This window comes from Alteromonas sp. P256 (assembly GCF_036864455.1).
Classification (GTDB): Bacteria; Pseudomonadota; Gammaproteobacteria; order Enterobacterales; family Alteromonadaceae; genus Alteromonas.
This window is the reverse complement of record NZ_JAZETM010000003.1, coordinates 360054-380682: the sequence shown is the minus strand read 5'-3', so window position 1 is coordinate 380682 and position 20629 is coordinate 360054. Positions and strand designations below refer to the sequence as shown.

The 20629-nt window shown below is 44.0% G+C and carries 23 protein-coding genes and 1 pseudogene; 16 read left to right on the top strand and 8 right to left on the bottom strand.

Annotated elements, in window-relative coordinates; translation table 11 throughout:
• The first annotated feature begins 58 nt into the window (after positions 1–58).
• From V7R39_RS07390 to bfr (V7R39_RS07380), 3 genes are all read left to right on the top strand, one after another.
• Positions 59–1630 (top strand): cation:proton antiporter family protein, encoded by a 1572-nt coding sequence (locus tag V7R39_RS07390; RefSeq protein ID WP_334029725.1) that lies wholly within the window; start codon positions 59–61, stop codon positions 1628–1630.
• A 134-nt stretch (positions 1631–1764) separates the two neighbouring features.
• Positions 1765–2241, top strand: a complete 477-nt coding sequence (gene bfr / locus V7R39_RS07385) for a bacterioferritin (protein ID WP_032096236.1) — start codon at positions 1765–1767, stop codon at positions 2239–2241.
• On the top strand, positions 2241–2708 hold the full coding sequence (gene bfr, locus V7R39_RS07380; RefSeq protein WP_032096237.1) for a bacterioferritin: 468 nt from the start codon (positions 2241–2243) through the stop codon (positions 2706–2708). The genes bfr (V7R39_RS07385) and bfr (V7R39_RS07380) overlap by 1 nt, the downstream gene beginning before the upstream one ends.
• Positions 2709–2716: 8 nt before the next feature.
• On the opposite strand, the gene V7R39_RS07375 is transcribed toward bfr (V7R39_RS07380), so the two are convergent.
• Entirely contained in the window at positions 2717–3196 is a 480-nt protein-coding gene (locus V7R39_RS07375; RefSeq protein ID WP_334029722.1) for a hypothetical protein, read from the bottom strand.
• Between the two features lie 228 nt (positions 3197–3424).
• Between V7R39_RS07375 and ccoN the strand changes: the two genes are divergently transcribed.
• The 12 genes from ccoN to V7R39_RS07315 all read left to right on the top strand — a co-directional run bounded on the left by ccoN (position 3425) and on the right by V7R39_RS07315 (position 14543).
• Positions 3425–4858, top strand: coding sequence for a cytochrome-c oxidase, cbb3-type subunit I (ccoN, locus tag V7R39_RS07370; protein WP_334029720.1), 1434 nt, complete (start codon positions 3425–3427; stop codon positions 4856–4858).
• A 15-nt stretch (positions 4859–4873) separates the two neighbouring features.
• Positions 4874–5479 carry a cytochrome-c oxidase, cbb3-type subunit II gene (gene ccoO / locus V7R39_RS07365; protein WP_032096240.1) on the top strand — a complete coding sequence of 202 codons (606 nt, stop codon included), beginning with the start codon at positions 4874–4876 and terminating at the stop codon, positions 5477–5479.
• A gap of 1 nt (position 5480) precedes the next feature.
• Entirely contained in the window at positions 5481–5642 is a 162-nt protein-coding gene (locus V7R39_RS07360) for a cbb3-type cytochrome oxidase subunit 3 (protein WP_032096241.1), read from the top strand.
• A gap of 16 nt (positions 5643–5658) precedes the next feature.
• Positions 5659–6612, top strand: a complete 954-nt coding sequence (gene ccoP / locus V7R39_RS07355; protein WP_334029718.1) for a cytochrome-c oxidase, cbb3-type subunit III — start codon at positions 5659–5661, stop codon at positions 6610–6612.
• Positions 6613–6840: 228 nt separating this feature from the next.
• Positions 6841–7320, top strand: a complete 480-nt coding sequence (locus V7R39_RS07350) for a FixH family protein (RefSeq protein ID WP_163106358.1) — start codon at positions 6841–6843, stop codon at positions 7318–7320.
• Positions 7320–9707 carry a heavy metal translocating P-type ATPase gene (locus tag V7R39_RS07345; protein WP_334029715.1) on the top strand — a complete coding sequence of 796 codons (2388 nt, stop codon included), beginning with the start codon at positions 7320–7322 and terminating at the stop codon, positions 9705–9707. Before V7R39_RS07350 ends, V7R39_RS07345 begins: the two co-directional genes overlap by 1 nt.
• A 1-nt stretch (position 9708) precedes the next feature.
• Positions 9709–9924 carry a cbb3-type cytochrome oxidase assembly protein CcoS gene (gene ccoS, locus V7R39_RS07340; protein ID WP_334029714.1) on the top strand — a complete coding sequence of 72 codons (216 nt, stop codon included), beginning with the start codon at positions 9709–9711 and terminating at the stop codon, positions 9922–9924.
• Positions 9911–10570, top strand: a complete 660-nt coding sequence (locus V7R39_RS07335; protein ID WP_334029713.1) for a sulfite exporter TauE/SafE family protein — start codon at positions 9911–9913, stop codon at positions 10568–10570. The genes ccoS and V7R39_RS07335 overlap by 14 nt, the downstream gene beginning before the upstream one ends.
• Positions 10571–10617: 47 nt before the next feature.
• On the top strand, positions 10618–11358 hold the full coding sequence (gene fnr, locus V7R39_RS07330) for a fumarate/nitrate reduction transcriptional regulator Fnr (RefSeq protein ID WP_334029712.1): 741 nt from the start codon (positions 10618–10620) through the stop codon (positions 11356–11358).
• A 117-nt stretch (positions 11359–11475) separates the two neighbouring features.
• Complete coding sequence (uspE, locus tag V7R39_RS07325; protein ID WP_334029711.1) at positions 11476–12399, top strand: universal stress protein UspE; 924 nt, start codon at positions 11476–11478, stop codon at positions 12397–12399.
• Positions 12400–12578: 179 nt separating this feature from the next.
• Positions 12579–13532 (top strand): tRNA 2-thiocytidine(32) synthetase TtcA, encoded by a 954-nt coding sequence (gene ttcA, locus V7R39_RS07320; RefSeq protein ID WP_334029709.1) that lies wholly within the window; start codon positions 12579–12581, stop codon positions 13530–13532.
• Entirely contained in the window at positions 13533–14543 is a 1011-nt protein-coding gene (locus V7R39_RS07315; protein WP_334029708.1) for a patatin-like phospholipase family protein, read from the top strand. It abuts the gene before it with no gap.
• On the opposite strand, the gene V7R39_RS07310 is transcribed toward V7R39_RS07315, so the two are convergent.
• The 3 genes from V7R39_RS07310 to V7R39_RS07300 are packed head-to-tail and all read right to left on the bottom strand — an operon-like array spanning position 14535 to position 16682.
• Entirely contained in the window at positions 14535–15170 is a 636-nt protein-coding gene (locus tag V7R39_RS07310; protein ID WP_334029707.1) for a DUF2987 domain-containing protein, read from the bottom strand. The genes V7R39_RS07315 and V7R39_RS07310 overlap by 9 nt on opposite strands.
• Complete coding sequence (locus tag V7R39_RS07305; protein WP_334029705.1) at positions 15167–15958, bottom strand: glucosaminidase domain-containing protein; 792 nt, start codon at positions 15956–15958, stop codon at positions 15167–15169. Before V7R39_RS07305 ends, V7R39_RS07310 begins: the two co-directional genes overlap by 4 nt.
• The gene (locus V7R39_RS07300) at positions 15951–16682 is read right to left on the bottom strand and encodes a stress protein (protein ID WP_163106368.1); all 732 of its coding nucleotides are present in this window, start codon (positions 16680–16682) and stop codon (positions 15951–15953) included. Before V7R39_RS07300 ends, V7R39_RS07305 begins: the two co-directional genes overlap by 8 nt.
• Positions 16683–17206: 524 nt before the next feature.
• Between V7R39_RS07300 and V7R39_RS07295 the strand changes: the two genes are divergently transcribed.
• The gene (locus V7R39_RS07295; RefSeq protein WP_334029703.1) at positions 17207–17638 is read left to right on the top strand and encodes a tetratricopeptide repeat protein; all 432 of its coding nucleotides are present in this window, start codon (positions 17207–17209) and stop codon (positions 17636–17638) included.
• 39 nt (positions 17639–17677) lie between these two features.
• Here the strand turns inward: V7R39_RS07295 and V7R39_RS07290 are convergent, their stop codons facing one another.
• From V7R39_RS07290 to tpx, 4 genes and pseudogenes are all read right to left on the bottom strand, one after another.
• Positions 17678–18304, bottom strand: a complete 627-nt coding sequence (locus V7R39_RS07290; RefSeq protein ID WP_334029702.1) for a LysE family translocator — start codon at positions 18302–18304, stop codon at positions 17678–17680.
• Between the two features lie 12 nt (positions 18305–18316).
• A pseudogene (gene cobB / locus V7R39_RS07285) lies at positions 18317–19090 on the bottom strand (Sir2 family NAD+-dependent deacetylase); the annotation flags it as partial.
• A gap of 34 nt (positions 19091–19124) precedes the next feature.
• A complete protein-coding gene (locus V7R39_RS07280) occupies positions 19125–19952 on the bottom strand; it encodes a sulfurtransferase (protein WP_334029701.1) in 828 nt (275 codons plus the stop codon).
• A 119-nt stretch (positions 19953–20071) separates the two neighbouring features.
• Entirely contained in the window at positions 20072–20569 is a 498-nt protein-coding gene (gene tpx / locus V7R39_RS07275; protein WP_334029699.1) for a thiol peroxidase, read from the bottom strand.
• Positions 20570–20629: the final 60 nt, after the last annotated feature.

The following is a 20629-nucleotide window of genomic DNA, read 5'->3' as shown; positions in this document are numbered from 1 at the left end:
TAGGGCGCGATGACCTTACAGCACCGTCATTATTAAAACTAATAGGGTTAAAGTATCCATGGAGTATGCGTTTCTTCTCTTTGCTTTCGTATGTGGATTAACGGTTAAATTAATTGGTGTACCGCCACTTGTTGGCTATCTCATCGCAGGTTTTCTTCTCAACTTCGCTGGTTATTCGTTAACTGATGATCTTACCCAAATAGCGAATCTGGGTATAACCATTATGCTATTCACTATTGGGCTTAAGCTTAATCTTAAAGATTTAAGTCGAAGAGAAGTATGGGCCGGCAGTGTTTCTCATACACTAATCTGGATTGGTGTTATCACCTGCCTTATATACGGTGCTGCGGCGTTGGTCGCCCAAACCTCTGACGCCGTTTCTTGGCAAAGTGCTGTTCTTATTGCCTTTGCGCTTAGTTTTAGCAGTACCGTTTGCGTTGTAAAAGTGCTTGAAGAAAGTGGTGAAAGTAAAACCCGTCACGGACGCTTAGCCATTGGCATTTTAGTGATGCAAGACGTTTTTGCGGTAGTGTTTCTCGTGGCAGCTACAGGTAAACTTCCCTCAGTATATGCGCTTGGGCTACTCGCACTATTCCCTGCCATGCCGCTTATTAATAAAATAATAAGCAAATCTGGACACGGTGAACTTCTCCCTCTTACCGGTTTTATATTAGCACTTGGCGGTTATCAATTATTTGAACTAGTGAACATAAAGGGAGATTTGGGTGCGCTCATTTTTGGCATCATGTTGGCTCAACATGAAAAAGCCACTGAGCTATCAAAATCACTTTTAGGCTTTAAAGATCTGTTTTTAATTGGCTTCTTCTTAACGATTGGTCTTACTGCATTACCTACTCTGAGTATGGTTGGGATGGCCTTAGTATTCTGTCTTTTTCTACCTTTAAAAGCCATGTTGTTTTTTGGGCTTTTTACTTCGTTACGCCTTCGCGGAAGAACCGCTTACCTCAGCAGTCTAGTTTTGGGGAACTACAGTGAATTTGGCCTTATTGTTGGTGCCGTCGCGGTTTCCATGGGACTGCTGGCAGAATCATGGCTTGTCATTATTGCCCTCGCGGTATCTATCTCATTTGTTTTTACAAGCGTTTTATACAAAGGTTCTCATTCACAATATAACCGGTTTAAAGACCAGATTAAGCGGTATGAAAAAGACGAGAGATTAAAAGAAGACGTATACCCTACTCTGTCGCAAGCAGAGTTTTTAGTGATTGGTATGGGTCGCGTAGGCCGAGGCGCGTTTAACGCCCTGTCTAAGCTGTCTGACGTCAATGTATGTGGTATGGATGCAGATAGAATTAAAATTAAGAAAATGGCAACCGAAGGCCATAAGGTAATTTGCGGCGATGGCGAAGATGTAGACCTCTGGGAAAATCTAGATTTAGACAGTACGCAGCTAGTACTGCTAGCATTACCCTCTATTCAAGACGCGATAAATATTACTACTCAGCTAAAGAACGCGGGTTATCAGGGCCGTGTTGCAGCCATAGCGCGCTATGAAGATGAAGTGTCTTACTTACTTGAAAACGGCATAGATAAAGTCTTTAATTTCTTTACTGAAGCAGGCCTTGGTTTCGCCGATGAGAGCTTAACGTATGTACGCTCCCATCAGTAAGGTATTACTAATGCGAACGAAGGATTGATTGAGAACTGTTTTCATTAGTAAATCATTGTTTTTACTTAAATTTTTTGACATACCCCGCACTTTCAACTAGACTCCAAACATTATTTCCAGATAGGACGTTCGCAATGCAAGGCGATAGACAAGTTATAGCGAAATTGAACGAGGTTCTCACAAGCGAACTTACCTCGATAAATCAATACTTTCTGCACGCTCGTATGTTTAAAAATTGGGGATTTGAAGTTCTCAATACCAAGAACTACAAAAAGTCGATTAAAGACATGAAGCAGGCAGATGACATTATAGAGCGCATTTTATTCCTTGAAGGCTTACCTAATCTTCAGGCGCTTGGAAAACTTTATATTGGCGAAGACACAGTTGAAATGCTCAATTGTGACGCTCGTTTTGAAAAAGAACAGCTTCCCCTTCTACGCGAAGCCATTGCGCTGTGCGAAGAAAAACAAGATTACGTTTCAAGAGATTTACTCGAAGACATTCTTGAATACGAAGAAGAACATCTAGACTGGATTGAAACGCAAGAATATCAAATTGATGCCATGGGCATTGAAAACTATCTTCAAGCGCAAGTAATGGGAGACGACTAATGAAAGGCAATCAAAACATCATCAATGGTCTTAACGAATTACTGGGCTATGAGCTTGCAGCGATGGATCAGTACTTTATACATTCTCAGATGTATTTAGACTGGGGCTTCAACAAATTGTACGAGCGCATCGACCACGAGTTTGACGATGAGCGTGGCCATGCTACTAAGCTAATAGAGCGCATGCTGTTTTTAGAAGGCACGCCAGATATGGTCACTCGCACAGGTCTTAAAGTGGGAACTGACGTTCCTGAAATGCTTGAAAGCGACCTACGCGTGGAATATGAGGTTGATGCAAAATTGCGTGAAGTTATCGCGCTGTGTGAGCAAGAAAACGACTATGTAACCCGAGACATGCTGATTGTATTACTTGACGACACTGAAATGGACCACGCACGCTGGTTAGAGCAACAGCTGGGACTTATTAAACGCATTGGTTTGCAGAATTATCTACAGGCTATGATGTAACAGCGTCGTTAGCTCTCAGTAGTAAAATACAGGTAGCTTGGCGCTGCCTGTTTTTTTATGTTTAATCGGAGTTGCCATGTCATTACCGGCTCGCTGCAGCTACCTAACATAAACCAACCACTCCACTCGCCCTTCACCGATTGTTCGAGCAGTACGGGCACTTTTCCCATATACATATTTACCCCTTCAATCCATGCACTCTCTATAATTTCATTGTTTGGCATACGAAGAGACAGCGTAATTGATTCTTCGGGCATTGGCTGTGAAGAAAACCGTGCTACGGCTAATTCACCATCAATTAAGAATTCGCAAGTTTTGTTGGAAAACGTGCAGCTACTTTTTAAACCGCTTATAATATCAGTGTCGGTAGAGACTGAAGATTGATAACTATGTGCGACATACACACACACAGCAACGACTAAAATAGCGACGAGAGGCAACTGAGTTTGTAAAAACTTTGATCTTTTATTGTTATCGCTTTTTTTCATTTCTTAAATTTTATGTATTTCTTTATTGATAGAGATCAAGCAAGACGAGTTTGTGGTATCTTTTTGTTATCAAAAACCTTATTATCCGCGGACCAACTGGCTTGGAGACAATAATTATTACTCTTTCCGGGCTCGGTGTGAAGCGTTATTATTAGCTGATACGCGTTTCAACCGCACTATTTTGGCAGTTGGAGACCATAGTTCATTTGAAGTGGAAGATTCATTAAAATGAGTGAGACAAGCCAAGCACAACCTGATTACAATTATAAAGTAGTTAGGCAATTTACCATCATGACCATAGTCTGGGGTATCATTGGTATGGGACTGGGGGTATTCATTGCAGCGCAATTGTTTGCACCTATGCTCAACTTTGACACACCGTGGCTAACATTTTCGCGTTTGCGTCCTTTGCACACTAACGCCGTTATCTTTGCCTTTGGCGGCTGCGCATTATTTGCGACGTCGTACTATATCGTTCAACGTACCAGCCAGGTAAGACTGTTCAGTGACAAGCTCGCTGCATTTACTTTCTGGGGCTGGCAAGCAGTCATCGTACTAGCTGTTATCACGTTACCCATGGGGCTTAGCAGTTCAAAAGAATACGCTGAGCTAGAATGGCCAATCGATATCTTAATTGCCCTCGTCTGGATTGCGTACATTATCAACTTCTTCGGTACGTTGGTGATTCGTAAGGTTTCGCACATTTATGTGGCAAACTGGTTCTTAGGCGCATTCATGCTTACCGTTGCTGTTTTGCACATTGGTAACAGCATGGCAATTCCTGTGTCTTTCACCAAATCATATTCCTTGTACGCGGGTGCAGTGGACGCCATGATGCAGTGGTGGTACGGACACAACGCTGTAGGCTTCTTCCTTACCGCCGGATTCTTAGGGATGATGTATTACTTCGTGCCTAAACAAGCTGGACGCCCGGTTTACTCATACAGATTATCAATCGTTCACTTTTGGGCGCTGATTTCACTTTACATTTGGGCTGGTCCTCACCACCTTCATTACACTGCCCTTCCAGATTGGACACAGTCATTGGGAATGGTGATGTCGATTATCTTATTCGTGCCTTCATGGGGCGGAATGATCAACGGCATAATGACCCTATCGGGCGCATGGCATAAGCTACGCACCGACCCAGTATTGCGCTTCCTTATTGTTTCATTGTCTTTCTATGGTATGTCTACCTTTGAAGGCCCTATGATGGCAATCAAAACAGTAAACGCACTATCGCATTATACAGACTGGACAATCGGACACGTTCACTCGGGTGCACTAGGTTGGGTTGCTATGGTGTCAATTGGCTCTATTTACCACTTGATCCCAATACTCTTTAACCAGCCGGCAATGTACAGTACCCGTCTTGTTAATGTTCACTTCTGGTTTGCCACAATTGGCGTTGTACTTTACATCGTAGCAATGTGGATGTCGGGCGTACTACAGGGTCTTATGTGGCGTGCAGTTAACGCAGACGGCACACTGACGTACAGTTTTGTTGAGTCTTTAGAAGCATCGAAGCCGTTTTATGTAGTGCGTTTCATTGGTGGTTGTTTTGTGGTTGCGGGCATGCTTGTCATGGCTTACAACACATGGAAAACCGTTCGTGCCCCTAAAGGCAGCATCGCTGTTGACCCAGCGACACAGCCGGCGTAGTAAAGGAGTCGAATAATGAAAAATCCACATGAGTTAATTGAAAAGAACGTTGGTCTTTTAACCGTACTAATTCTGGTTGCTATCAGCTTTGGTGCCATGGTTCAGATAACGCCGTTGATGTTTCAACAGCAAACAATGGAACCCGTTAAAGGGCTACGTCCATACACTGCACTTGAGCTTGAAGGTCGTGACATCTATATACGTGAAGGTTGCGTAGGATGTCACAGCCAAATGATTCGCCCGTTCCGCGCTGAAACTGAGCGTTACGGTCACTACAGTGTTGCTGGTGAGTCTGTATGGGAGCACCCTTTTCTATGGGGCTCAAAACGTACAGGTCCTGACCTAGCGCGTGTTGGCGGTCGTTACAGTGACGAGTGGCATCGTGTTCACCTGCTTAATCCTCGCAATGTTGTTCCAGAGTCTAATATGCCAGGTTTCCCTTGGCTTGCAGAAAACACGCTTGAAGGCGAGTTGACGGCAGAGAAAATGGAAGTATTCCGCGGCTTTGGTGTTCCTTACACCGATGAAGATATCGCGGGTGCAAAAGCGGCAGTACAGGGTAAATCAGAAATGCAGGCCCTTATTGCTTATCTACAATCTCTTGGCACACATTTGAAATAATATGGATCAAGGAATTATAGGCAGCATTTTTACTATCATCGTCTTTGTTAGCTTTATCGGCATAGTTTGGTGGGCTTTCAGTAGTCGCAACAAACAAAAGTTTGATGAAGCCGCAAACCTTCCGTTTGCAGACGAAGAAAAAGAAAAATCAAAAGAAGATTAGCAGGAGTCTTGAACTCATGAGTATGTTTTGGACAATTTGGATTTCAGTGATAACCCTAGGGTTGATCATTGGTTGCTACTTCCTTCTGCGCTGGTGCCTTTCTAACCAGACAGGTGTGCCAGAAGGTGAGTCAATGGGGCACGAATTCGATGGTATTGAGGAGCTGAACAATCAGCTTCCTCGTTGGTGGACAATTATGTTCTACATCACCATCATTTGGGGCTTTTTATATCTTGCACTATACCCAGGCTTAGGTGCATACGAGGGTCTTCTAGGATGGAAAAGTTCGAACCAGAACATTCAGTCTTTAGAAGAGTCTATGCAGGCGCGTATAGATGCTAAAGAGCAAGGTAAACTCGTTGAGTATGACCGCGAACTAGATTATGCGGCAGACAAGTTTGACCCTATCTTTGAAGCTTATGCACAAGTGCCTGTTGAAGAGTTAGCGAAGGACGCAAAAGCCAACAAAGTTGGTCAACGCTTGTTCTTACAAAACTGTTCACAGTGTCACGGTTCTGATGCGCGTGGTCAGAATGGCGGCTTCCCTAACCTAACGGATGACGATTGGTTGTACGGCGGTTCGGGCGATAAAATTGTGGAAACGCTTATCAACGGTCGTCGCGCAGCAATGCCTGCATGGCTTGACGCAATGGGCGAAGACGGTATTAACGAAGTGGTTAACTACGTGCTTAGCCTTAGCGGTCGCGATGTAGATCCACAGTTAGCGAAAGCAGGTAAAACTCGCTTCGCGGCTTGTGCAGCGTGTCACGGTATGGACGGTAAGGGCAATCAAATGCTTGGCGCTCCGAACCTTACTGACAACATTTGGCTTTATGGCGGCAGCCACAGAGCGGTGACAGAAACCCTTACCTACGGCAGAAACGGTGTAATGCCTGCTTTTGAAAAGACGTTGGGTAAAGATAAGATTCACGTTGTTGCAGCTTACGTATATAGCCTTTCAAATGATTAATCATTGAAAAGCTAAATATCGCAAAAGGCCCCGTTACTGCGGGGCTTTTTTTATGAGAAAATACCATCACTTAGCCATCTGTCTTACATTACCAATCGCTATGAAATGTAAACAATAAATGTATATTCATGACTATTTTGTGCTGTTTTTGAAAATCGCAAAGCAATAAGTTAGTGGTAAGTAATTATGAACATGCAGTTAGCAAAACAACGATGAGATCAACGATTAATGAATACACCTTGGTATAAACAATTTTGGCCGTGGTTTCTTATTGCCGTGCCAGTTATCACCGCAATCATGGGTGGCGTGCTGCTTAAGCTTGCCATTTCAACAGAAGATAGTTTGGTGGTAGACGATTACTATAAGGAAGGTAAAGCAATTAATGCACGACTAGACAAAGAGGCCGTTGCACGCAAACTTAATATGACCTCTGATCTCACCGTAAAAGACGGTAGCATTGCATTAGAATTTCACTCAGGTATTCCAGCAGAGGGCAATGCGCTTAAGCTGAACTTTTATCACGTGACTTTAGAAGATAAAGATGTGAGCACCCTACTTAGCCGTGATGCCAACGGTATTTATCGTGGATTTATAGAAGCGAATTTAGACGGTAAATGGCAGGTTTCGCTGACACCCGTGGACGAAACATGGAAAATCCAAAATACACTCATATTGCCTACTAATGATGTTATAAAGTTTAACCCGTAATGAGCGAAACTACCTGTTATCACTGTGGTTTACCCAATGATGACGACAAGCGTTTTGAAACCGTCATTTTAGGCCAGACCAGACAAATGTGCTGCCCTGGCTGTCTAGCGGTTGCTGAGGCCATTGTAAGCAATGGCCTGGAAGACTATTATCAGTTTAGAACCGAACCTGCCCAAAAGTCTGACGATAGCATTCTCGACACCTTAGACAGGTTAAAAGTGTTTGATGATCCAACGCTTCAAGATGAATTCGTCTTTGATGAAGGCAAGCACAAACAAATACAGTTAACCCTTGAGGGTATCAGCTGTGCTGCTTGCGGTTGGTTAATTGAAAAGCAACTATCCAAAGTAGAGGGTATTAAGCAAGTTGCGGTAAACGTACAGGAACGTCGTGCCTTAGTGACTTGGTCTGCCTCAATCATTAAATTAAGCCAAATTCTATCTACGTTAAAGCGCATCGGCTATTCCGGCTCCCCTTTTCACCCTGATGAGCACGAGGCCAGTTACAAGCGCGAAGAAAAAGTCTTTATTAAAAAGCTGGGGTTAGCGGGTATTATGACCATGCAGGTTATGATGCTGATGGCAGGCCTATATTTTGATTGGTTTGGCGCTATCGAATTAGAAACCCGACAATACTTTTATTGGGTGGCGTTGACACTTACCACGCCAGTGGTGCTTTATTCCGGAAGCACATTTTACTTGGGCGCATTAAAAGCAATAAGCGCCAAAACAGTCAATATGGACGTGCCCGTGACCATCGCTATTTTTGGTACCTACATAGCAGGTATTCGTTCAACCCTGCTTGAACAAGGAGAGGTGTACTTCGAATCTATTTGTATGTTTATCTTTTTGCTGCTGCTAAGCCGGTTTTTAGAGCATAGAAGCAGACATCGTGCAGCGCAAATTTCAGCGAATATGATGCAGTACATACCCGTTTCTGCAACTAAATTAGAAGCCGACGGAAGCGTGAGCGAATGCTTAGCTAAGCAACTGTCAAAAGACGATGTGGTGCTAATAAAGCCTGGGGAAACTATTCCTATCGATGGCTACGTTACTGACGGCAATGCGTCGGTGGATGAGTCCATGCTGACCGGGGAATTCAACCCTGTGATGAAACATGAGAAAAGCACAGTGTATGGCGGCACAATATGCAAAGACGGCTCATTAACCGTTGTCGTAACAAATACCCTTAAGAATGCGCTGGTTAATCAGATAATGCGTTTGCAGGCAAGTGCTATGGCCAGCAAGCCAAAGGCGGCACAGCTTGCTGATGAGTTCTCTCGCTACTTTGTCGTATCGGTGTTACTCATTGCATTACTCACTTATGGCTATTGGACCTATATCGGCAATGCAGAAGCGTTTTGGATCACCATTTCTGTGCTTGTCGCTACCTGCCCGTGTGCATTAGGTTTGGCAACGCCTTCAGCCTTAACCTGTGCAATGGCAAAATTGAACAAACAAGGCATCTTGCTAAAGAGAGCCGATGCTCTTGAGCAAATTACCACAATTGATACGGTAGCCTTAGACAAAACGGGTACGCTTACCCAAGGCAAATTTAGCGTTCGACATAGCTGGTATGCGCAAGGTGTAGACAGTCAGCGGGCTTGGGAAATTGCCTCGGCACTAGAATCACGCTCTGAGCACCCTATCGCACACGCATTTTCTGATGACGTGAAGCACAAAGTCTCTCAATTTACCGTGACACCTGGTGGCGGAATAAGTGGCGAAGTCAACGACGTTGCTTTTGAAATGGGTTCAGCTGTCTTTTGTGGTGTTAACTCATCAAGTAACGAAAGTATTCCCATCGCCGCCAATGTATATTTAGCGACAAAGGGGAAACTGGTTGCAGCCTTTGAAGTAAGCGATACGCTACGTGATGATACCAAATCGACCCTAGAAGCTTTGGCTTTAACAAACCTGTTGGTTGTGCTTAGTGGAGACACGCAGCAAAACGTAGACGACCTTACTGCCTCACTGCCCGTATCTGTCGCCTTGGGCGGTCTTACTCCTGAACAGAAATACGCGGAGGTTCAAACGCTTCAGTCACAAGGCAAAAAAGTGTTGATGATGGGCGATGGCATTAACGACGCGCCAGTATTGGCCAGTGCCGACGTTGCAGTGGCTGTAGGCAACGCCACTGATGTGGCTAAAACCGCCGCAGATGTTATCTTGTTGGGCGATCAGTTATTGTCTGTACCGGCGCTTATCGATACAGCGCACCAAACCCGGAAAAAAATTCGCCAAAACATTGGTTGGTCTGTGCTGTATAACATTATCATTCTACCCTTTGCCGTTTCGGGTTTACTTTCCCCCTGGATGGCTGTTGTAGGAATGTCGTTAAGCAGTATCATTGTGGTTACAAATTCAACACGATTATTGAGCAAATAACATGAGCATTATTTATGTCTTAATACCCATTGCGATTATCATTGTTGCTCTTGCGATCGTTATCTTTTTTTGGGCTGTTAAATCAAATCAGTTTGAAGACTTAAACCGACAAGGTTACAGCATTTTGTTTGATGACGACTTACCGCCTGAAGAAAAGAAGCTGGCCGAACAACGCAAAAAGCTTCAGCAAGAACAAGATAAGCATGGATCAGATTAATTACTTTTCTGCATTTTTGATTGGCTTAGCCGGCGGAGTACACTGCGTTGGAATGTGCGGTGGCATTGTATCGGCGCTTAGAATGGTAACGCCAAAAGATAAACCTGCACTTCCCTTCACTCTTGCATACAACATTGGTCGTATTATCAGCTACACCCTCGCAGGCGCAATCACCGGAGCCTTAGGCAAAATGGCTTCCGACTTTGTACCCGTGGCCAGCTATGCGTTGTCCATTTTAAGTGCCGTTATGGTATTTTTATTGGCATGCTATTTAGGAAAATGGTGGACAGGGCTTACTGCGCTTGAGAGTGTGGGCAAACATCTATTTCGCTATATCCAGCCGGTTTCAAAACGATTTCTCCCCTTTAAAACCCCTTTTAGTGCCATACCCTATGGGTTTATTTGGGGCTGGTTACCGTGTGGCCTAGTTTATTCCACTTTAACCTGGTCTCTCGCGGCAGGCTCAGCGATTCAAGGCGCTGGTATCATGTTGTGTTTTGGGCTGGGTACACTTCCAACCTTGCTTGCTGTAAGCACCGGTAGCCAGTATATTATTCAGGGGTTTAAGCATAGTGCTGTTCGACAATACATTGCCATTGCCATGGCCTTATATGCGGCTTATCTTATTTATAGCGCATTATCCTAAATGATGTTGTACCATTTAGGGGTGTGAACTTTAAGAGAATAGAAATTATGAGCAAAGGAAGCGGTTTCTCTATCCACTGCCAAAACTGCAGCTTCAGTCACTTGTGTTTACCTGTGGCATTGAATAAAACCGAGATTGAATCTCTCGATGATATTATCGAACGCAAAAAGCCGCTGCACAAAGGTGACACATTAATTAATAACGGCGACACGTTTACGTCATTATTTGCAGTAAGAACCGGATCGTTTAAATCATTTGTGACTAACTCAGATGGTGAAGAACAAATAACCGGTTTTCATTTCCCTGGTGATATTGTGGGTTTCGATGCGCTTCGCGAAAGTAGACATCAAAGCTACACCCAGGCGCTCGAAACGGCCATGGTTTGTGAGCTTCCCTACGACACCCTTGATGAAATGTCTGTTCAGTTTCCGAAGCTTCGCCATCAAATCATGAGTTTTATGAGTGCTGAAATAAAGCAAGACCACGATATGATTATGTTGCTCAATAAACGCACTGCCGAAGAACGTCTGCTTTATTTTATATCTCACTTGTCTCAGCGTTTTGAAGAGCGTGGTTTCTCTCACAGAGAATTTCACTTAACCATGACCCGCAACGAAATTGGGAATTACTTAGGCCTGACTATTGAGACTATTAGTCGGTTACTGAGTCGTTTTCAAAAAGAAGGGCTAATTAAAGTGGATGGCAAACTGATCACCATACTCGATTTTGATGCTATCGACGGCAAAGTCTCCGCGCTTAAAGGGCCGAGCATTGTTTGCAATGGGTAGTGCGTGTTGTTTTCGTAAAAGGCAAAGATGAATATGTTAAATTTTTGATCTAAAACAAGCCACATTTTCCCTATTGTCTATTACACTTAATGAGAAGCTTCATAGGAAGGAGAAGTTATGATTGAGTGTAATCACATTTTAGCGGTTCTCGATGCAGAGCGCGACAACCAACCTGCGTTAAGCCGCGCACTAGAAGTTGCCAGAAAAACAGGTGCAACGGTTACTGCGCTAATGGTTGTATACGACCTTTCTTACGATATGACCACCATGCTAAGCGTTGATGAGCGCGATACCATGCGCGATGCTGTGACTAAAGACCAATCTAAGCGGCTGTCACAGCAGCTCAAAGAGCAAGGTTTTTCCAATATCGACATCGTTGTTGAGTGGAACAGTAAAGCGTACGAATCCATCATTTACTACGCGCTGAACAACCAAATAGACTTAGTCGTCAAAGCAACAAAAAATCACGATGACCTAGCCTCTGTTATATTCACGCCAACCGACTGGCATCTCATGAGAAAATGCCCTCGCCCAGTGTTGTTAGTAAAAGACCATGACTGGCCTAAAAATGGTGAGATAATTGCGGCGGTGAACGTGGGCAGCGAAGATGAAGAACACGAAGCCCTGAATGACAAAATAACCAACATAGCCAATGAGTATGCTCGGCTGTTAAAAGGCCATGTTAATTTGGTCAATAGCTACCCCGCCACTCCTCTCAACATTGCCATAGAGGTTCCCGAGTTTGATTCAGAAAAATACCACAGCGCAGTCAAAAATCATCACCTTGATGAAATGGATGCCCATGCAGCTAAGCACGGTATAGCCCCTAACAAATGTATTGTGAAAGAAGGGTTACCTGAACGTGTTATCCCTCAAGTTGCTAAAGAGATAGATGCTGAGTTGGTGATCATTGGCACCGTTGGACGGGTTGGCATATCGGCCGCGCTGATTGGCAATACCGCAGAACATGTTATTGATGCGCTAAATTGCGATGTTTTAGCCATAAAGCCTAACGGATTTGTGTCGCCCTATACCGTGTAGCGCTCACAAGGGCCTCAAGGTGCCCTCTATTTACGCTAAGAAAACGCTAAAAAATGGCGACGGTACGTAACAGGGCGTAGTGAAACTGTATGCGTAGATATTTAACGTACACAAGCATAGTTAACAAAAGCCGCTTTATTGTATAATAGCGGCTTTTACACAAACCAAGTTAGTTAATTATGAGTTTAGGCACAAACGGCGCTGAATCGTCGTCCTCTGCTGCAGCGCAAAGTAAGCAAAAACACCATTTCAATAAACTGCAAAAGCGTCTTCGTCGCAATGTGGGAAAAGCCATAGCCGACTTTGGCATGATTGAAGAGAATGACAAAGTGATGGTATGTCTTTCAGGCGGTAAAGACAGTTATACCATGCTTGATATTCTTCTGTTTTTGAAGCGCGCCGCCCCTATTCACTTTGATATTGTGGCCGTGAACCTAGACCAAAAACAACCTGGCTTTCCAGAGCATATTCTTCCTGAATATTTAAACAGTTTAGGCGTGGCCTATCAGATAGTAGAAGAAGACACTTATTCTATTGTGAAAGACAAAATTCCTGAGGGCAAAACCACATGTTCCCTATGCTCTAGGCTGCGCAGAGCTATTTTGTATCGCACAGCAAAAGAGCTAGGGGCGACCAAAATAGCGTTAGGCCATCACCGAGATGACATGCTTGAAACGTTTTTCCTCAATATGTTTCACGGTGGAAAGCTCAAGTCTATGCCGCCTAAGCTAGTCAGTGATAACGGCGAGCATATCGTTATACGCCCATTGGCGTATTGCACAGAAAGCGACATACAAGAATACTCTACACTGTCTGACTTTCCTATTATCCCGTGTAATTTGTGTGGCTCACAAGATAATTTACAGCGTCAGCATATTAAGGGCATGCTTCAAGATTGGAATAAGCGCTTTCCTGGACGAATTGAGTCTATGTTTAGTGCACTTCAGAATGTGGCGCCATCCCATTTAGTTGACAATAACTTATACGATTTTCAATCAATAGCTACACATGATGGCCCGGTGGAAGATGGCGACATTGGCTTTGACGAGCCCATTTTTGAAAAGCCAGAAAGTGAGCAGTCAGCCGAGCCAGCAGACACTATCGACATCATTAACATCATGGAACCTCAATAGATGAAAATTGGACTCGCTTTAGGAGCGGGTGCAGCGAGAGGCTGGACCCACATTGGCATTATACAAGCACTAGAAAAACTAGGTATTAATATTGATGTTGTGGCTGGTTGTTCCATTGGTGCGTACGTAGGCGCCGCATATTCAAGTGGGAAGCTTGAAGGTCTTAAAGAGTGGGCCTGTTCTCTTAGTGATTGGCAGGTGTTAGCCCTCATGGGCGTTGGGCTGCGAAGAGGCGGCCTAGCCAGCGGTCAAAAAGTGTTTGATAAACTTGCCAGCGACTTTTGCGCAGATAGCTTTGAGGCAATGAATAAGCCATTTGCCGCAGTGGCCACAGATTTGTATACCGGGCGTGAAGTTGTTTTTGACAAAGGCCCTGTGGGTACTTCTATTCAAGCCTCTTGTGCTATTCCTGCACTTTTTTCACCGGTAGCTTACAACGACAGGTGGTTAGTAGACGGAGCGGTGGTAAACCCTGTGCCGGTGAACCTGTGTCGTCAACTGGGTGCTGATTTTGTCATTGCGGTTAACCTGAATGCCGACTTTAGACCTCTTAGACTTGAAAAATTACGTAAAGATCACGAAGACAATCAACAAAAAACTGAAGACTTCTTCACCAAAAGTCAAAATGCACTTAAACAGTGGTTCTCATCAGACAGCAAGTCGGATGACCGTGGCTCTGAAGACGGCCTTGATAAAAAAACTAAAGGAAACAACGATTCATTAGGCGCTGAGGTTATCGAAAAGGTTGAAGAAGAAGTAATGGAAGTGCCTGAGACGGTAAATAAGAAGAACCCGCCTGGAATAATGAGCGTAATGAGTAGTTCATTAGAGATATTACAAGCTCGAGTAACCCGCTCTCGACTTGCTGGCGACCCGCCTGATATCTTAATAGAGCCTCAGCTCACTGACGTAGGTATTATGGAATTTCACCGAGCAGAAGAGCTCTGCGCAAAGGGTGAAGAAACCATCACCCGTCTGGCAGAGCAAATACGCTATCAGCTATTAACTTGATGCCATTGCGGTAATACGAAGCGGAGCTTGCGGTAACGATAACCCTTTTGCTTCGCTTATCCACTCTTGCTCAATATGCAATACACCATTGGTGATGGTCACGCCTTCAGGCGTAGTGTAGTCTAAATCTCTGTCCTCAAAATGTATCATCAAGCCTTTAACCGTTGGCATGAGAAAAGACAGGAAGCTTCCCATTTCATTAAAGAACGCTTCGTACTGGCCATACACAAACGTTAATTCATCTTTGGTATAGCGAGCTTTTAAATACTCTGGTTTAGTCTCAAGCTGTACCGACATGTCGCACACATTGGCGCGCTCAACCAACGATATTCGTATTATTGCATTTGCAAGTTTAAGCGCTTTTTCGGTAGGCACCGTAAAGCGCCCTTCACTGCTTATGTCTAGGCTCATTGTTTGTTTGTCAGTGACAATTTCAGCACTGTTAACCCCGCATAAACGACCTTCACCTACACGTAGAAATCCGAATGCGAATTGCAAAGCTTGGGTATCTTCGTTATCCAACTTCTTTACGTGGCTATAAAACCGACTGTATTCAACATCAATTGTTTCTGCAATTGACTGACCGGTGAAAAACCCACACAGCAACACCATAGCAACTCGTATCATTCGCCCAAAAACTCCTCGTTGTATTTGATCATATTTTGTAGTTCTTCCACGTAGGCAGCGCCACGCTCAGAATATTTCATTAAGCCTTCGGCTAGCGCTACACCGTTAATAGCAATTTGATTGGCTCTTAATCGGCTACGAATTTCTCGTAAATCCTTATACGCATCGTGCCGGTTTAGGTTTCGCATATAAGTGTATGTAGCCCGTGATAGGTTGTCGAACTTTGCCACTTCATGAGAAGCATCATCGTTTCTCCGGCTTGGAACAAAGCCGCATCCTTTGCTAAAACACCACAAACCGAAAAAGTTATAGCCGTCCCGGGCAAATCTACTTGTGCCCCACGCTGACTCATTAGCAGCCTGTACTAAGACGAGCTCAGCAGGCAACACGTCAATTTTTTGCAATAAGTTAAGCAATTTCGTGTTCAGCGGATCTGAAGACTTTACTCGGTACTCTTTTTCTAACCACGCCAGACGGGTAATGTCGTCTTCGCTAAATGGCTCTTCAGCTAACGCTTTTCGATAAAGGGTTTGCACATAATGACGAAGTGTAAGCAAGTACGCGTTTTGTTTTTCTACTTCTGGCCTCAAATAGTTAAAAAAAGCAGTCTTCTTTTCTTCTACCTGCGTGTAGACAGAAAAATCTGGTACGGGCTTTTTCGCCTTAATGGTTTCTGGAACGTCGAGTATGTCCTGAGTTTCCTCATTAAATATAATGGCGTTAATAACAATAACAGCCAATACACCAATGGTGATGAGGACAATTTTAAACGTTTCTCGCTTATGCATTAAAATTAGACTCTTTTACGTCATTCCCTGATGCAGTAACACTGGCGCCTTGTTCTCCTATCAATTCATCGTACAACAATCCCATCGCGCTGAAATAAAAGGGTAATACCCAAATTAGCGATAAACCAAAGGTAAGCGGCACAGTAGCAAATAATAGAAAGAAAACGCCGTATACGCTCAGTATTTGACTCCAATATGCATTAAAAACGCGACAAGAGAGAATAATGGCGCTGATAGGCGTTAATTTTCTATCTGCGACCAGCATAAGAGCAAACGACGAGGCGAGATAGAAATAAATGCCAGGAATAATGAGAAGCATTAAACCTAGCTGCACTAAAATGCTGTTAACCAGCTGTGTTAATGCAACTAAAAACAGTAAAGGAAAATAGGCAAAAACCGAAAAGACCGTGGTGCTCTCTCCTCTAGCATGTTTAACGCCCGCCATGTAAAGACCGGTTATTAATGGAGAAACAACACATATCGCTACAATTTCAAAAATTGACTGATGCTCAAAAATATAACTACCGTCATCGTTGATAGTGATAAACCGTTGAGCAATCACTCCCATCACCACAAAGGCGAGAAATAAGACAACGCTGCTTTGAAGCAGAGGAGAAAAGTTAGCTTTTGTTAATACAGAAGCTTTTTTCAAGAGCGATTTCAGGTCGAATTGATATTGCTTTGCCAATGTTGTGTTTAGGCGGTCAGAATTAACGTCTTTCACTTCGTTCCTATTTTAAAACGTAATAACCGCGCGAGTATAACAATTCACGCAGTTGAATGCTTGTCTGTAACATAACAACAGTTACCTTTGTGCGTTAATAGTTATTAACGTGGTTAAATTCAAGGTTTGCTTTTCTGTCTATGCTTAGTCATCTGCGCCTATTGTCTGTTGCTTGTATTGCTTGCGTTGCGACAGCATTCAACATTAACGTCAATTAAAAGATTGAGCACATTGAAGAAATACTTTAGTGAATGCGAAACACGTTTCATATAATTAAGGTATTATGCGTTCATACTGCGAGTCACTTCGAAAGATATTTGTCGCGAGATTTTTGCCATAGCGTGAATGCTAGCCGTTTGCTTAAGGAGTACTTCTTCAGGTTTTTTTTGAAGATGGTTGCTTGAAGATGGTTGCTTGAAGCTTACTAATTGAAGACTATTACTTGCATGGCACCAGTACTTTATTGCTGCTTGCTTTGCCTATAGCGCTATCGCGTTTAATACCAAAGATGGACATGTGTTTTTATGATCAATACCAAAATATATAAAGCTGTATATCACCTTAGCGAGCAGCTTATGGAAGCTGCCAATAAAGACGACAGAGAAACTTTCGACGCATTATACAAAGAGCTGCATGCGCTGTGTATTGAACATGAAGATACTCCAAAAGATCATCCCGAACAGTGGGAAACGCTGGCCGATTTCACAGAAGAACTGGTTGACGCGCTTGTTATTTATGCCAAGGCGCTTAAAAAAGCAGAAAAAATAAATTCGAAAGACCACCTCTCTTCCATTGCGTTTTCAATGGCGCAATTACAGGTAGAGTGCGGTCAAAAGTACGCAGCCATAAAGAGCCTTGAATCGGCGAAAGTGAGTGCTAATAAAATTGAGGACAAAGAGTTAAAAGAAGAAATTGCTGACATGCTGGCAACCCTTTCTCCAGATCCTGAAGAGTAAGCACGCTCTATCTGTTTAATCTTACCAAAGCTGGTCGCGTTAACCCGCGACCAGCTTCACTGCCAACCCCACCAATAAAACGCCCATTGCGCGGTCTAACCAATAGCCTTTCTTGCCAATAAACTCTGCCACTTTTGAGGTGCTGAGCATATAGGATAAAAAGCAAAACCACAGCCCGGTGGCTATCGCAAGGTAGATGCCATACCCCAACCTCACGCTGAAAGGCGTGTCGATACTGATAATGGCAGTGAACAACGACAGAAAGAATAAGGTAGCTTTAGGATTGAGTCCGTTAGTCAGAAAGCCTATCCAAAGTGCTTTTTTCGGCGATATCATAGCGTTTGCGACTTTTTGCTCATCTGGCATAGCATCATTAGATGGACTGCTTCTTAGCGCCCCAAACGCAAGGTAAAGTAAATAGGCCGCTGCCAAATAGCTAAACGTGGTAAACAGCCACGGTGTAGTGGCAATAACCACACTGAGCCCCACTAGCGAATAGGCTACATGTAATAAAATAGCAGCACCGATGCCTACGCTGGTGAATATCGCAATTCGACGTCCATAAGCGACACTATTTCTCACCACAATGGCAAAGTCTGGGCCGGGGCTTGCTACAGCCACTAAATGGACCAAAGCGATGGTAAGGAATTCATTAAGATACTGCATTCACTCTGTCTTCTATTTTGTATATTGAGCAATAGTGTCGTCTACCCATTTCGGCACAACATCTGAGGCCAACCCCGTAAGCGACTCATCAAATAACGCATTTGAGCTGCCTGGTTCTAAATTCGCCTCAATGGTGTGGGCACCCGCACTTTTTGCTAGCTGCACGAAGCCCGCTGCTGGATACACATTACCAGAGGTACCAATGGCGATAAAAATGTCTGCGGTAGAAAGATGTGACATTATTTCGTCCATATACATGGGCATTTCACCAAACCAGACTATGTCTGGTCTTAAGGTTTTATTGCTACAGCAAGGACACGCCGTATTACCATCAAATGACTCAGACCATTCAAATGTTTGGTTTGAGGAGCTACATCGAGCAGAAAGAAGTTCGCCGTGCATATGCAGCACGCGTTCGCTGCCTCCGCGCTCATGTAAATTATCGACGTTTTGTGTTACTAACACCAATTGCGCTTTCCAATGCTGCTCTAATGTAGCAAGCGCATGATGGGCTTTATTGGCCGACACTTGGTCGTCTTGCAGTTGTGCTCTGCGCGCATTGTAAAAGCGGTATACCAACTCAGGGTTATTTTCGAAGGCTTGTGGTGTTGCCACCTCTTCAACGCTGTGATTTTCCCACAGGCCGTTATTATCACGAAAGGTTTGTAACCCTGATTCGGCAGAAATGCCAGCACCTGTAAGAATAACTATTTTTGGCAGTGTTTTTATTTGAGGCATGGTTTTCAATCCATTGGAATAGCGATATCTGATTCGTTGATTCTTTAGTGTTGAATCTTTATTGTTAAATTGTACCTAAGCGTTAATCAACAATAACGGGATATTGGGGATCGGCCCCCCACTCTGACCAAGAACTATCATAAATAGAAACCTCTTCCGCGCCGCATAAAAGGGCGGCAAAACCAACAACACATGCTGTAATTCCCGACCCACAGGTACAAATAATCGGCAAAGACAAATTTATACCTGCACGCTCAAAAACTTGCTTGAGAGATTGTATGGGAAGATAACGACCATTTTCAATAAGACTACCGAAAGGCAAGTTTAATGCGCCAGGCATGTGACCTGAGCGCACACCAACGCGAGGCTCAGATACTTCCCCTCTAAAACGTGGAGTACTTCTGGCATCTACCAGTTGTGCATTTGTATTGAGAGACTGAAGCACCGCACTGGAATTAACAAACCATCCATTGCGAGGCGACGGGTGGTAAGTCAGTTTGCCAAAGTGCTGTTGCTCCGATACAGGAAAACCTGCGTCTTTCCAAGCAGGCTGTCCACCATCAAGTAGATACACATTATTGTGGCCTAGCGCTTTAAGCATCCACCAAGCACGAGGCGCACTATAAACGCCTCTCGTATCGTAGGCCACAACGGTAGTGTTTGACGTTATGCCCTGCTTACCTAAATATACTGCGAGATCTTCGGCAGACGGCATACTGTGGGGAAAACCAGTGGCATGATCGCTGCCCTCACCGTCTAGGTCTAAATCGACTGAGGCCGGCAATACCATGGCACCCCGCTTGTCGGGTGTTTGGGTAAGCGGATCATCCATCAACGCTCGCAGAAGGGTTACAGGTTTCTCCTGCATTTTACTGGCAAGCTCTCCAACTTGAAGTAACGTTGATGTCATAGGTCTCTCCTAAAAATACAAATCGCAGTATTTATAAATACATTGGCTACCGCTGACACGCTTATTTATGCCAGCGGTTTCCAATCGATTATATAAACTGCACAACCAATTAAGAGAGTTTAGCTTAACGCAGCAACTGCGGCATCATAATTTGGTTCTTCAGTAGTTTCAGCGACTTGCTCTGTGTAAACCACGTTACCATTGGTATCGATAACAACAACACAACGGGACATTAAACCTGTTAACGGTGCTGATTCAAACGCAACACCGTAGTCGTCGCCAAATGATGAGCGGAATGTAGAACCGGTAATAACGTTCTCAATACCCTCGGCACCACAAAAGCGGCCTGCAGCAAACGGTAAGTCTGCTGACACACAAATTACGACGGTATTGTCTAGCGTTGCGGCATGTTCATTGAACTTGCGTACCGATGTGGCACAGGTTCCAGTATCAACTGATGGAAAGATGTTTAATACAACTTGCTTTCCAGACAAGTCAGATAAAGCAACTTCGCTTAAATCTGCTTTAACTAGCGTAAATGCAGGTGCACTTGCGCCTACACTGGGTAATTCGCCTACTGTTTTTACTTCATTACCTTGAAATGTTACTGATGACATTAAAATTCTCCGAATGGCTAGTTTAAAAAATTGTAGCGCCCAGAGTGTCGCAAATAATGC